Source organism: Pseudomonas sp. ACN5 (assembly GCF_002303975.1).
In the GTDB taxonomy this organism is placed as follows: Bacteria; Pseudomonadota; Gammaproteobacteria; order Pseudomonadales; family Pseudomonadaceae; genus Aquipseudomonas; species Aquipseudomonas laurylsulfatiphila.
In genome coordinates, this window is record NZ_MRCP01000004.1 from 40,873 (window position 1) to 55,077 (window position 14,205).

10 protein-coding genes are annotated in these 14,205 nt (G+C 60.8%); 8 read left to right on the forward strand and 2 right to left on the reverse strand.

Translation table 11 applies throughout. The features are described from left to right. Nucleotides 1-135: 135 nt before the first annotated feature. From lepA to pdxJ, 6 genes are all read left to right on the forward strand, one after another. A complete protein-coding gene (gene lepA / locus BSF40_RS08890) occupies nt 136-1,935 on the forward strand; it encodes a translation elongation factor 4 (RefSeq protein ID WP_007973962.1) in 1,800 nt (599 codons plus the stop codon). Nucleotides 1,936-1,940: 5 nt separating this feature from the next. After that, nucleotides 1,941-2,795, forward strand: a complete 855-nt coding sequence (lepB, locus tag BSF40_RS08895; RefSeq protein WP_095964834.1) for a signal peptidase I — start codon at nt 1,941-1,943, stop codon at nt 2,793-2,795. 185 nt (nt 2,796-2,980) lie between these two features. After that, complete coding sequence (gene rnc, locus BSF40_RS08900; protein WP_007973960.1) at nt 2,981-3,670, forward strand: ribonuclease III; 690 nt, start codon at nt 2,981-2,983, stop codon at nt 3,668-3,670. After that, complete coding sequence (gene era / locus BSF40_RS08905; protein ID WP_007973959.1) at nt 3,663-4,565, forward strand: GTPase Era; 903 nt, start codon at nt 3,663-3,665, stop codon at nt 4,563-4,565. Before rnc ends, era begins: the two co-directional genes overlap by 8 nt. A gap of 131 nt (nt 4,566-4,696) precedes the next feature. Then, complete coding sequence (gene recO / locus BSF40_RS08910) at nt 4,697-5,386, forward strand: DNA repair protein RecO (protein WP_095964835.1); 690 nt, start codon at nt 4,697-4,699, stop codon at nt 5,384-5,386. Nucleotides 5,387-5,438: 52 nt separating this feature from the next. Beyond that, nucleotides 5,439-6,185 (forward strand): pyridoxine 5'-phosphate synthase, encoded by a 747-nt coding sequence (gene pdxJ / locus BSF40_RS08915; protein ID WP_095964836.1) that lies wholly within the window; start codon nt 5,439-5,441, stop codon nt 6,183-6,185. 126 nt (nt 6,186-6,311) lie between these two features. Here pdxJ and mltF read toward each other — a convergent pair whose 3' ends face one another. Further along, nucleotides 6,312-7,772: a membrane-bound lytic murein transglycosylase MltF gene (gene mltF / locus BSF40_RS08920; protein ID WP_095964837.1), complete on the reverse strand. Its 1,461-nt coding sequence runs from the start codon at nt 7,770-7,772 to the stop codon at nt 6,312-6,314. A gap of 285 nt (nt 7,773-8,057) precedes the next feature. Between mltF and purL the strand changes: the two genes are divergently transcribed. Next, complete coding sequence (gene purL, locus BSF40_RS08925; protein WP_095964838.1) at nt 8,058-11,954, forward strand: phosphoribosylformylglycinamidine synthase; 3,897 nt, start codon at nt 8,058-8,060, stop codon at nt 11,952-11,954. Between the two features lie 20 nt (nt 11,955-11,974). Beyond that, nucleotides 11,975-12,286, forward strand: a complete 312-nt coding sequence (gene cutA, locus BSF40_RS08930) for a YqfO family protein (protein WP_095964839.1) — start codon at nt 11,975-11,977, stop codon at nt 12,284-12,286. A 202-nt stretch (nt 12,287-12,488) separates the two neighbouring features. Here the strand turns inward: cutA and nagE are convergent, their stop codons facing one another. Beyond that, on the reverse strand, nt 12,489-14,204 hold the full coding sequence (gene nagE / locus BSF40_RS08935) for an N-acetylglucosamine-specific PTS transporter subunit IIBC (RefSeq protein ID WP_095964840.1): 1,716 nt from the start codon (nt 14,202-14,204) through the stop codon (nt 12,489-12,491). Between the last annotated feature and the right edge of the window lies 1 nt (nt 14,205).

Consider the following 14,205-nt stretch of genomic DNA (forward strand, 5'->3'; position numbering starts at 1 on the left):
CGCCCTTGTCGCAAGACCGGGGCGTTTTTGTAGGTGCCGTCTGACCTGCGAACGTGACGCTAGTGCCGTGGATCAGGTACAATTCCCGGCTATTTTTCGGCGGGCTATGCCTGCAGCCTTTTTGAGTGTTGATCCGTGAGTGATTTGAGTCATATCCGCAATTTCTCCATCATCGCCCACATTGACCATGGCAAGTCGACGCTGGCCGATCGCTTCATCCAGATGTGTGGCGGCTTGGCCGAGCGCGAAATGGAAGCCCAGGTCCTGGACTCCATGGACCTCGAGCGCGAGCGCGGGATCACCATCAAGGCGCACAGCGTTACTCTGTATTACAAAGCCAAAGACGGTATCAACTACCAGCTGAACTTCATTGACACCCCCGGCCACGTCGACTTCACCTACGAAGTCAGCCGTTCGCTGGCGGCCTGTGAAGGCGCGCTGCTGGTGGTCGACGCCGGTCAAGGCGTTGAAGCGCAGTCGGTTGCCAACTGCTACACGGCGATCGAACAGGGCCTGGAAGTGATGCCGGTGCTGAACAAGATCGACCTGCCACAGGCCGATCCTGAGCGCGTCAAGGAAGAAATCGAAAAAATCATCGGCATCGATGCCACCGACGCGGTCACTTGCTCTGCCAAGACCGGTCTGGGCGTCGATGAAGTACTCGAGCGCCTGGTGACCACCATTCCTGCGCCGACCGGCAACATCGAAGATCCGCTGCAAGCGTTGATCATCGACTCCTGGTTCGACAACTACCTGGGCGTTGTCTCTCTGGTTCGCGTGCGCCACGGCCGCGTGAAGAAGGGCGACAAGATCCTGGTCAAGTCCACCGGCAAGATCCACCTGGTGGACAGCGTCGGTGTATTCAACCCGAAACACACCCCGACCGTTGACCTGAAGGCCGGCGAAGTGGGCTTCATCATTGCCAGCATCAAGGACATTCACGGTGCGCCAGTGGGCGATACCCTGACCTTGAGCTCGACGCCGGACGTCGACGTGCTGCCAGGCTTCAAGCGCATTCAGCCGCAGGTGTACGCCGGCCTGTTCCCGGTCAGCTCCGACGACTTCGAAGACTTCCGCGAGGCGCTGCAAAAGCTCACCCTCAACGATTCTTCGCTGCAATACACGCCGGAAAGCTCCGACGCCCTGGGCTTCGGCTTCCGTTGCGGCTTCCTCGGCATGCTGCACATGGAAATCATCCAGGAGCGCCTGGAGCGCGAGTACAACCTGGACCTGATCACCACGGCGCCTACGGTAATCTTCGAGCTGCTGCTCAAGACCGGCGAGACGATCTACGTCGATAACCCGTCGAAGCTGCCGGACCTGTCTGCCATCGAAGACATGCGCGAGCCGATCGTGCGCGCCAATATTCTTGTGCCGCAAGAGCACCTGGGCAACGTCATTACCCTGTGCATCGAAAAACGCGGTGTACAGGTCGACATGCTGTTCCTCGGCTCTCAGGTACAGGTGACCTACGACTTGCCGATGAACGAAGTGGTGCTGGACTTCTTCGATCGTCTGAAATCCACCAGTCGCGGCTATGCTTCTCTGGACTACCATTTCGATCGTTACCAATCGGCCAGCCTGGTGAAACTGGACGTGCTGATCAACGGTGACAAGGTCGACGCCCTGGCGCTGATCGTGCACCGTGACAATTCGCACTACAAAGGTCGCCAGCTGACCGAGAAGATGAAGGATCTGATTCCTCGGCAGATGTTCGACGTGGCAATCCAGGCCGCCATTGGCGGGCAGATTGTGGCGCGGACAACCGTCAAGGCGCTCAGAAAGAACGTATTGGCCAAATGCTACGGTGGTGACGTCAGCCGTAAGAAAAAGCTGCTGGAAAAGCAAAAGGCCGGTAAGAAACGCATGAAGCAGGTCGGCAACGTGGAAATTCCACAGGAAGCCTTCCTTGCAGTGCTCAGGTTGGATAGTTAGGTCCTATGTCACTAAATTTCCCGCTGTTGCTGGTCATCGCCGTATTTGTCTGCGGCCTGTTGGCGTTGCTCGATCTGTTGATCCTGGCCCCGCGTCGGCGTGCCGCCATCGCGTCCTATCAGGGCAGCGTCAGCCAGCCTGACATGGTCGTGGTCGAGCAGCTGAACAAAGAGCCGCTGCTGGTCGAATACGGTAAGTCGTTCTTCCCGGTGTTGTTCATCGTGCTGGTGCTGCGTTCGTTCCTGGTGGAACCGTTCCAGATTCCTTCCGGTTCGATGAAGCCAACCCTGGATGTCGGCGACTTCATCCTGGTGAGCAAGTTTTCCTACGGGATCCGCTTGCCGGTGATCGACAAGAAAGTCATCGAAGTCGGTGATCCGCAGCGCGGCGATGTGATGGTATTCCGTTACCCGAGCGATCCGAACGTCAACTACATCAAGCGTGTGGTTGGCTTGCCGGGCGACACGGTTCGCTACACCGCCGACAAGCGTCTGTTCGTCAACGGTCAGTCGATTGCCGAGCAACTGGTCGGCTCCGAGCCGGGCACGCTGGGCAGCGCCGAGCTCTACAAGGAAAAACTCGGCGTCGCCGAGCACATGATCCGTAAAGAGATGAGTCGCTACCGCGCCATGCCGGACCATTCGTGGACCGTGCCAGCCGGGCACTACTTCATGATGGGCGACAACCGCGACAACTCGAACGACAGTCGCTACTGGGATGATCCGAGCATTCCCAAGGATCTGCTGGGCATGGTTCCCGACAAGAATATCGTCGGCAAGGCCTTCGCGGTCTGGATGAGCTGGCCGGAACCCAAACTCAGTCACCTGCCGAATTTCTCGCGGGTTGGCCTGATCAAGTAATCAAACACGGCGCTGTTGAACACAGCGCCGAATGCATTTCTGGAACCTGAAGAAGGTGACGGAAAAAGCATGAAGCCAATGATATTCAGGACGTTATTTTTGAACACAGCGTTAATTGTCCCAAGCCTGCGCCGCCTCACGGCGATGGCAGTGCAATCGAACCACGAACTCAGCGTGGGTAAACCGTGAGCGTCTCCTTAAGCCGTCTAGAGCGTCAGCTCGGCTACACCTTCAAGGATCAGGAACTGATGGTCCTGGCCCTGACTCACCGCAGTTTTGCCGGGCGTAACAACGAGCGCCTGGAATTCCTCGGTGACGCCATCCTCAACTTCGTCGCCGGCGAGGCGTTGTTCGAGCGTTTCCCGCTGGCCCGCGAAGGCCAGTTGTCGCGTTTGCGTGCACGCCTGGTGAAAGGTGAGACCCTGGCCGTACTGGCCCGTGGTTTCGATCTGGGCGAGTACCTTCGACTGGGCTCGGGCGAGTTGAAAAGCGGTGGTTTCCGTCGCGAGTCGATTCTGGCCGATGCCCTCGAAGCGCTGATCGGTGCGATCTACCTCGATGCCGGCATGGAAGTGGCCCGCGAGCGTGTGCTCGCCTGGCTGGCCGGAGAGTTCGAAGGCCTGACGCTGGTCGACACCAACAAAGATCCGAAGACCCGCCTGCAAGAGTTCCTGCAGTCCCGTGGTTGTGAGCTGCCGCGTTACGAAGTGGTGGATATCCAGGGTGAGCCGCATTGCCGGACGTTCTTCGTCGAATGCGAAATCATCTTACTGAATGAGAAAAGCCGAGGTCAGGGTGTGAGCCGTCGTATTGCCGAACAGGTAGCGGCCGCCGCAGCACTGATTGCCCTGGGTGTGGAGAATGGCAATGACTGATACAAACGCAACGCGCTGTGGCTATGTTGCCATCGTCGGCCGTCCGAACGTGGGCAAGTCCACGCTGCTGAACCACATCCTGGGTCAGAAGCTGGCAATCACCTCGCGCAAGCCGCAAACCACCCGCCACAACATGCTCGGTATCAAGACCGAGGGCGACGTGCAGGCGATCTACGTCGACACCCCCGGTATGCACAAAGGTGGCGAGAAGGCCCTGAACCGCTACATGAACAAGACCGCTTCGGCGGCGTTGAAAGACGTCGACGTGGTGATCTTCGTGGTCGACCGCACCAAGTGGACCGAAGAGGACCAGATGGTGCTCGAGCGCGTCCAGTACGTGACCGGCCCGCTGATCGTGGCGCTGAACAAGACCGATCGCATCGAAGACAAGGCCGAGCTGATGCCGCACCTGAGCTGGTTGCAGGAGCAGCTGCCGAATGCGCAGATCATCCCGATTTCCGCGCAGCACGGGCACAACCTCGATGCACTGGAGCGGGTGATTGCCGAGCACTTGCCGGAAAATGATCACTTCTTCCCGGAAGACCAGATCACCGACCGCAGCAGCCGCTTCCTCGCCGCGGAGCTTGTGCGCGAGAAAATCATGCGCCAGATGGGCGCCGAACTGCCATACCAGATCACCGTTGAAATCGAAGAGTTCAAGCAGCAGGGCAAGACCCTGCACATCCACGCCTTGATCCTCGTCGAGCGCGATGGCCAGAAGAAAATCATCATTGGCGACAAGGGCGAGCGCATCAAGCGAATCGGCACCGAAGCGCGCAAGGACATGGAGCTGCTGTTCGACTCCAAGATCATGCTCAACCTGTGGGTCAAGGTTAAGGGCGGCTGGTCCGATGACGAGCGTGCGCTGCGTTCGCTGGGTTACGGCGACCTGTAATACCCCGAAAGCCCCCCTGTAGGAGCGAGCTTGCTCGCGATGGACTTGAGAGCGCCGCGTTCATTCAGAAAGCCCGCGTTATCGTTATCCACCATCGCGAGCAAGCTCGCTCCTACAGTATGTGAGACTTGATGTCCTCAACCCCGCCCATCGCCCAACCCGCCTACGTCCTGCATTCGCGCGCCTACCGTGAAAACAGTGCGCTGGTGGATTTCCTGACGCCGCAAGGCCGGCTGCGGGCGGTGTTGCGCAGTGCGCGGGGCAAGGCCGGGACGCTGGCGCGGCCATTCGTGGCATTGGAAGTCGAGTTTCGGGGCAAGGGCGAGCTGAAGAACGTCGGGCGCATGGAAAGTGCCGGTGTTTCCACCTGGCTCAATGGCGAGGCGCTGTTCAGCGGTCTTTACCTCAATGAGCTGCTGATTCGCCTGTTGCCTGCCGAAGATCCCCATCCCGCCGTATTCGAACATTACGCCGCGACCCTGCTTGCTCTGGCCGAAGGTCGGGCGCTGGAGCCGTTGCTGCGTTCGTTCGAATGGCGCTTGCTCGATGATCTTGGCTACGGATTCTCACTGACTGCGGATATCCACGATGAGGCCATCGCCCCCGACGGTCTCTACCGTTTGCAAGTGGATGCCGGGCTGGAGCGGGTCTACCTGCTGCAACCGGGTCTGTTCAACGGCACCGAACTGCTGGCGATGGCCGATGCAGACTGGAGCGCACCGGGTGCGCTGTCGGCGGCCAAGCGTTTGATGCGTCAGGCATTGGCCGTGCATCTGGGTGGACGCCCACTGGTTTCCCGCGAGTTGTTTCGAAAGCCGTAATTTCCCCGTGTATGCTGTGCACCGAACTTTCTCTTCTTCTGGAGCGCTTTCCGTGACCACCAGCACCCGTATTCTTCTTGGCGTGAACATCGACCACGTTGCCACCCTGCGTCAGGCCCGGGGCACCCGTTATCCGGACCCGGTCAAGGCAGCGCTGGACGCGGAAGAGGCGGGCGCTGACGGCATCACCGTGCACCTGCGCGAAGACCGCCGGCACATTCAGGAGCGCGACGTTCTGGTGCTCAAGGATGTGCTGCAAACCCGCATGAACTTCGAAATGGGCATCACCGAAGAAATGATGCAGTTCGCCGAACGCATCCGCCCGGCGCATATCTGCCTGGTGCCCGAAACCCGTCAGGAGCTGACCACCGAAGGCGGACTGGACGTGGTGGGACAGGAAGCGCGCATCAAGGCGGCGGTCGAACGCCTGTCGAAGATCGGCTCCGAAGTGTCGCTGTTCATCGACGCCGATGAGCGTCAGATCGAAGCCTCGCGCCGTGTTGGCGCCCCGGCCATCGAACTGCACACCGGGCGTTATGCCGATGCCGAGACACCGACCGAAGTCGCCGAAGAACTCAAGCGTGTCGCCGATGGCGTGGCCTTCGGCCTGGCCCAGGGCCTGATCGTGAATGCCGGGCATGGCCTGCATTATCACAACGTTGAAGCCGTGGCCGCGATCAAGGGCATCAACGAGCTGAACATCGGGCATGCGCTGGTGGCCCATGCGTTGTTCGTTGGCTTCAAGTCGGCTGTGTCGGAGATGAAGGCGCTGATTCTGGCGGCTGCCGCCAAATCTTAAAGCCAACAGATTACCAATGTGGGAGCGGGCTTGCTCGCGAAAGCGGTTTATCAGTGAACATCTCTGTTAGCTGACACTCCGTCTTCGCGAGCAAGCCCGCTCCCACATTTGATCTCGGTTGTTCTGTCAGAGTGGCGCAGGCTCCTGCGCCGGCTTGCTCTTGTCGATCCCCGGAACCAGCAGTTTGCCCTCGGCGACCTGGTCGCCTTCAAGCTGTGGCTGGGTTACCCAGGTCAGGATGTCGTAGTAGCGACGGATGTTCGCCACGAAATGCACCGGTTCGCCGCCGCGGGCGTAGCCGTAGCGGGTCTTGCTGTACCACTTCTTCTCGGACAGGCGCGGCAGGATCTTCTTCACGTCCAGCCATTTGTCCGGGTTCAATCCTTCCTTGGCCGCCAGTTTGCGCGCGTCGTCCAGATGGCCGCTGCCGACGTTGTAGGCCGCCAGGGCAAACCAGGTACGGTCCGGTTCCTGGATCGAGTCGTCGAGCTGGTCTTTCATGTAGGCCAGGTACTTGGCGCCGCCCATGATGCTTTGTTTCGGATCGAGGCGGTTGGACACGCCCATGGCCTGCGCGGTGTTCTGGGTCAGCATCATCAGGCCGCGAACACCGGTCTTGGACGTGACGGCCGGTTGCCACAGGGATTCCTGGTAGCCGATGGCCGCCAGCAGGCGCCAGTCGACTTTCTCTTTCTTGGCGTAGGACTTGAAGTGCTGTTCGTACTTGGGCAGGCGTTGCTGCAAGTGTTGGGCAAAGGTGGTGGCGCCCATGTAGCCGAGCACGTCGACGTGCCCGTAGTAACGATCCTTGAGGCGTTGCAGGGTGCCGTTTTTCTTGACCTTGTCGAGGTAGTCGTTGATTTCGTTGAGCAGGCTGTTGTCCTCGCCCAGCCCGACGGCCCAGCTCTGGTTGCTGGCGTCACCGAGGTCGAAGGCGACCCGGATGTTGGTGAAGTACACCTGGTTCATCGCGACTTCGTTGGAGTCGACCAGCGTCAGGTCGATCTGACCTTCGTCGACCATGCGCAGGAGATCGACGACCTCGACTGCGTCAGACTCTTCGTATTCGATGCCGGGAAATTTCTGTTTCAGCTTTGCCAGTTGTTCGGCGTGGGTGCTGCCCTTGAGCACCATGATCTTCTTGCCCACCAGATCCTTGGCGTCGGTCGGCCGTGACTGGCCGTTGCGGTAGATGACCTGCGGGGTGACTTCCAGATAGGAGTGCGAGAAGCGCACCTGCTTCTTGCGTTCTTCGCTGCTGACCAGGCCGGCCGCCGCCAGCACCGGGCCGTTGGGCTTGCCGACCTGGTTGAACAGGTCATCGAGGTTGTCGGCGGTCTCGATCTTGAGCTCGACCCCCAGATCGTCGGCGAAGCGCTTCACCAGCTCGTATTCGAAGCCGGTTTCACCGTTGCGATCCTGAAAGTAGGTGGCAGGGCTGTTTCGGGTAACCACCCGCAGCACGCCATCCTCCTTTACGCGCTCGAGCGTGTTGGGTTTATCAACACAGGCACCGAGCATCAGGAAGAGTCCGGTTGCGATCAGCCATTTGGCGTACCGCGGACGCAAAGCCATTGGGAAAAACATCTGCGCAGTATACGCAAAGGACCACGGGCGCCATATCTCGACAGTGAAGGGCGAGTCTGCTAGAGATCACAAAACCGGCCGAAACCCCGCAGGAACGGGCCTTGTCTGCATTTTGTGACAGTAAAAATAAGCTGTCGTCACACGCCCGGTTAACCTGACTTTCGGGGCAGAAACACAGATCGACACCCGAGTGCAACCGTGCGTAGCGTTTCGGGTGATGTCGCGGGCGGTTTAGGCTAGAATGCACGGCCTCAAAGCACACCCCTTCCCGAGGCTGTCCCGAAGATGTTGATCCTGCGCGGCGCTCCTGCCCTTTCCGCCTTTCGCCACAGCAAGCTCCTTGAGCAACTGAGCCAGAAGGTTCCGGCTGTCAGCGGCCTGTATGCTGAATTCGCTCACTTCGCCGAAGTTACCGGCGTCCTGACCGGCGACGAACAGCAGGTGCTTGCGCGCCTTCTGAAGTACGGTCCAAGCGTTCCGGTACAAGAGCCGACCGGTCGTCTGTTCCTGGTACTGCCGCGTTTCGGCACCATCTCGCCGTGGTCGAGCAAGGCCAGCGACATCGCCCGCAACTGCGGCCTGGCGAAAATCCAGCGCCTGGAGCGCGGCATCGCGTTCTACGTGGCCGGCCAGTTCAGCGATGCTGAAGCCCGGTTGATCGCTGACGGTCTGCACGACCGCATGACCCAGATCGTGCTGGGCAACCTCGAACAGGCCGCCGGTCTGTTCAGCCACGCCGAACCGAAACCCCTGACCGCCATCGACGTGCTGGGTGGCGGCCGCGCCGCGCTGGAAAAAGCCAACACCGAGCTGGGCCTGGCCCTGGCCGAAGACGAGATCGACTACCTGGTCAACGCCTTCGTGGGCCTTTCGCGCAACCCGCATGACATCGAACTGATGATGTTCGCCCAGGCGAACTCCGAGCACTGCCGTCACAAGATCTTCAACGCCAGTTGGGACATCGACGGCCAAAGCCAGGATAAAAGCCTGTTCGGCATGATCAAGAACACCTACCAGATGCACAACGAAGGCGTCCTGTCGGCTTATAAGGACAACGCTTCGGTGATCGTCGGTTCCGTGGCCGGTCGTTTCTTCCCGGACCCTGAAACCCGCCAGTACGGCGCGGTGCAGGAACCGGTGCACATCCTGATGAAGGTCGAGACCCACAACCACCCGACCGCGATTGCCCCGTTCCCGGGCGCATCCACTGGTTCCGGTGGCGAAATCCGTGACGAAGGCGCCACCGGTCGCGGTGCCAAGCCGAAAGCCGGCCTGACCGGTTTCACCGTGTCCAACCTGCAGATCCCGGGCTTCGAACAGCCGTGGGAAGTGCCGTACGGCAAGCCTGAGCGCATCGTTACCGCGCTGGACATCATGATTGAAGGCCCATTGGGCGGTGCTGCGTTCAACAATGAATTCGGCCGTCCGGCCCTGACCGGCTACTTCCGTACCTTCGAACAGTCGATCACCACCCCGCACGGTGACGAAGTTCGCGGCTACCACAAGCCGATCATGCTGGCAGGCGGCATGGGCAACATCCGCGAAGAACACGTCAAGAAAGGCGAGATCGTCGTTGGCTCCAAGCTGATCGTGCTCGGCGGCCCGGCGATGCTGATCGGCCTGGGCGGCGGCGCGGCTTCCTCCATGGCCACCGGCACCAGCTCGGCGGACCTGGACTTCGCTTCGGTACAGCGCGAAAACCCGGAAATGGAACGTCGCTGCCAGGAAGTCATCGACCGTTGCTGGCAACTGGGCGACAAGAACCCGATCAGCTTCATCCACGACGTGGGTGCGGGCGGTCTGTCCAACGCCTTCCCGGAACTGGTCAACGACGGCGACCGCGGTGGCCGTTTCGAACTGCGCAACATTCCAAACGACGAGCCGGGCATGGCCCCGCACGAAATCTGGTCCAACGAATCCCAGGAACGCTACGTTCTGGCGGTCGGCCCGGCTGACTTCGAGCGTTTCAAGGCGATCTGCGAACGTGAGCGTTGCCCGTTTGCCGTGGTCGGCGAAGCCACTGCCGAACCCCAGCTGACCGTCACCGACAGCCATTTCGGCAACAGCCCGGTGGACATGCCACTGGAAGTGTTGCTGGGCAAGGCGCCACGCATGCACCGTTCGGTGGTACGTGAAGCCGAGCTGGGCGACGACTTCGATCCGTCGACCCTGAACATTGCCGACTGCGTCGAGCGTGTCCTGCATCACCCGGCCGTGGCGAGCAAGAGCTTCCTGATCACCATCGGCGACCGCACCATCACCGGCCTCGTGGCCCGTGACCAGATGGTCGGCCCGTGGCAGGTGCCGGTGGCCGACGTTGCCGTCACCGCCACCAGCTTCGACGTCTACACCGGTGAAGCCATGGCCATGGGCGAGCGGACTCCGCTGGCACTGCTGGACGCTCCGGCGTCGGGCCGCATGGCCATCGGCGAAACCCTGACCAACATCGCGGCCTCGCGCATCGGCAAGATCTCCGACATCAAGCTGTCGGCGAACTGGATGTCCGCTGCCGGCCACCCGGGTGAAGACGCGCGTCTGTACGACACCGTGAAAGCGGTCGGCATGGAACTGTGCCCTGAGCTGGGCATCACCATTCCGGTGGGCAAGGACTCGATGTCCATGGCCACGCGCTGGAACGATGAAGGCGTCGACAAGTCCGTCACGTCGCCGATGTCCCTGATCGTGACCGGTTTTGCACCAGTGACTGACATCCGTCAGACCCTGACCCCGCAACTGCGCATGGACAAGGGCACCACTGACCTGATCCTGATCGACCTGGGTCGGGGCCAGAACCGCATGGGCGCTTCGATCCTCGCGCAGGTCCACGGCAAGCTCGGCAAGCAGGCTCCGGACGTCGACGACGCCGAAGACCTGAAGGCCTTCTTCGCCGTGATCCAGGGCCTCAACGCCGACGGTCACCTGCTGGCTTACCACGACCGTTCCGACGGTGGTCTGCTGACCTCCGTGGTTGAAATGGCCTTCGCCGGTCACTGCGGCCTGAGCCTGAACCTCGACAGCCTGGCGGATTCCTCCGCCGACATCGCCGCGATCCTGTTCAACGAAGAACTGGGTGCGGTGATCCAGGTTCGCCAGGACGCCACCCCGGACATCCTCGCGCAGTTCAGCGCTGCCGGCCTGGGCGATTGCGTGTCGGTGATCGGTCAGCCAATCAACAATGGCGAGATCGGCATCACCTTCAACGGTGACACCGTGTTCGAAGGCCAGCGTCGTCTGCTGCAACGCCAGTGGGCCGAGACCAGCTACCAGATCCAGCGCCTGCGTGACAACGCCGATTGCGCCGAGCAAGAGTTCGACGTGCTGCTGGAAGAAGACAACCCGGGCCTGAGCGTCAAGCTGAGCTACGACATCAACCAGGACATCGCCGCGCCTTACATCAAGAAAGGCATCCGCCCACAGGTTGCCGTGCTGCGTGAGCAGGGCGTCAACGGTCAGGTGGAAATGGCGGCGGCGTTCGACCGCGCCGGTTTCAACGCGATCGACGTGCACATGAGCGACATTCTGGCCGGTCGTGTCGACCTGAACGAGTTCAAGGGCATGGTCGCTTGCGGCGGCTTCTCCTACGGCGACGTATTGGGTGCCGGTGAAGGCTGGGCGAAATCCGCGCTGTTCAACAGCCGCGCCCGCGATGCGTTCCAGGGCTTCTTCGAGCGCAACGACAGCTTCACCCTCGGCGTGTGCAACGGTTGCCAGATGATGTCCAACCTGCACGAGCTGATCCCGGGCAGCGAGTTCTGGCCGCACTTCGTGCGCAACCGTTCCGAACAGTTCGAAGCCCGTGTTGCCATGGTGCAGATCCAGGAGTCGAACTCGATCTTCCTGCAGGGTATGGCCGGTTCGCGCATGCCGATCGCCATCGCCCACGGCGAAGGTCATGCCGAGTTCGCCAGCGAAGAAGCACTGCTGGAAGCCGATCTGTCCGGTTGCGTGGCGATGCGTTTTGTCGACAACCACGGCAAGGTCACCGAAAGCTACCCGGCCAACCCGAACGGCTCGCCGCGCGGGATCACCGGTTTGACCAGCCGTGACGGTCGCGTGACCATCATGATGCCGCACCCGGAACGTGTGTTCCGCGCCGTGCAGAACTCGTGGCGTTCGGATGACTGGAACGAAGATGCACCGCTGATGCGCATGTTCCGTAATGCTCGGGTCTGGGTGAACTAAGAACGGGTGAATTAAGCGCCGTGTACAAGCTCAGCTTCTTTGTTCCAACCAGTCACGTCGAAGACGTGAAAAGTGCCGTATTCGCCGCCGGTGGCGGACGGATCGGTGCTTACGATCACTGTGCATGGCAAGTGTTGGGCCTGGGCCAGTTTCGTCCACTGGACGGCAGTCAGCCGTTCATTGGCGAGGCAGGGCAGGTCGAACAGGTCGAGGAATGGAAAGTCGAGCTGGTAGTGACTGATGAGTTGATTCACGCGGTGGTGGCGGCTCTGAAACAGAGCCATCCCTACGAGACACCGGCTTATGAAGTGTGGCGCCTGGAGGATTTCTGATTCTCGTGCCGCTGAAATGAAAAACCCGCTGAAAGAGATTTCAGCGGGTTTTTTGTTGGTTGCGATTCAAAGGATGTACTCCGATCCAGTGTGGGAGCGGGCTTGCTCGCGAAGGCGGTCTAACCGGCAACATTGATGCTGAATGTGATGGCCTCTTCGCGAGCAAGCCCGCTCCCACACTGGTTCGGTGTGTTTCCAAAACCTAAACCTTGGCACTGACCTCACTGCGATTGACCAACGCTTCCAGCGCATCACTCAAACTCGGCGCCTTGTCGCCAACCAGCAGATGCCAGATCCCGCCGTCCAGCTGACTCACACCCTGGCAACCCAGCGCTTTCAAATCACACTCCGACAACGCCTTGCCATTGGCCAGTTGCAGGCGGATGCGCGTCATGGCGATGCAGTCGAGTTGCAAAACATTGTCGCCACCCCCCAGCGCATTGAGCCATTGCTGCGCTTCAGGTGTCGCCACGGCGGCCGGTGCAGGCGCATCGATTTCCGCTGCCGGTGACGACACCATGGCACGACCCAGCGCCGGCATCGCCAGGCGAATTTCATCGGCAATCGCATCGGCCATCGGCCCCACCACTACCTGCAGACTCCCGCCCTTGCCCGGACGTACCACGGCCATGGCGCCGAGCGCTTTCAGATCGGTATCCGAGGCCTTGTTGCGATCCACCATGTCCAGGCGCAACCGCGTGGTGCAGGCGCCAACGGTGATCAGGTTTTCGGCGCCGCCCAAGGCCTTGATGTAAGCCCCGGCGCGTTCATTGTCGGCCACCGCCACTTGCGGGGCGGCAGCGCTGGTTTCGCGGCCCGGTGTCTTCAGGTCGAAACGACGGATGCAGTAATCGAACACCACGTAATAGATCACGGCGTACGCCAGGCCCACCGGGATCACCAGCCAGCCGTTGGTGGACTTGCCCCAGCCCAGCACCATGTCGATGAAGCCGCCGGAGAAGGTGAAGCCCAGGTGAATGTTCAGCGCATTGGTGATGGCCATCGACAGACCGGTCAGCAACGCATGCAGCAGAAACAGCAGTGGCGCGAGGAACATGAAGGCGAATTCGATCGGCTCGGTCACGCCGGTCAGGAATGCGGTCAATGCCATCGACAAGAAAATCCCGCCCATCACCTTGCGCCGTTCCGGCAAGGCGTTGCGGTACATCGCCAGGCACGCGGCGGGCAGGCCGAAGATCATCATCGGGAACATCCCGGTCATGAACTGGCCGCCTTTCGGGTCGCCGGCGAAGTAGCGCGACAGGTCGCCGGTGACCAGCGCACCGGTGGTGGGGTCGGTGAAATTGCCGAACACGAACCACGCCATGTTGTTGAGGATGTGGTGCAGGCCGGTGACGATCAGCAGGCGGTTGAACACGCCGAAGACGAACGCACCAATGCTGCCACTCTCCATCATCAGCGTGCCGAAGCTGTTGATGCCGTGCTGGATCGGCGGCCAGATATAGCCGAACACCACGCCCAGGCCCACGGCGGCGAACCCGGTGACAATCGGCACGAACCGCCGGCCACCGAAGAAGGCCAGGTATTCCGGCAGCTTGATGTCCTTGAAGCGGTTGTATAGCGCGCCGGCCATCAGGCCGCTGACGATCCCGGCGAGCATGCCCATGTTGATGCTCGGGTCGAGGACCTTGAGGGTGGCGATCATCACCAGGTAACCGATTACCCCGGCAAGCCCCGCCGTACCGTTGTTGTCCTTGGCGAAACCGACCGCGATGCCAATGGCGAAGATCATCGCCAGGTTGGCAAAGATCACCTGGCCGGCGTCGTGGATGATCGCGATGTTGAGCAGGTCGGTGTCGCCCAGGCGCAGCAGCAGACCGGCAATCGGCAGGATCGCGATTGGCAGCATCAGTGCGCGACCGAGGCGCTGCAGGCCTTCAATGAAAAGTTGGTACATG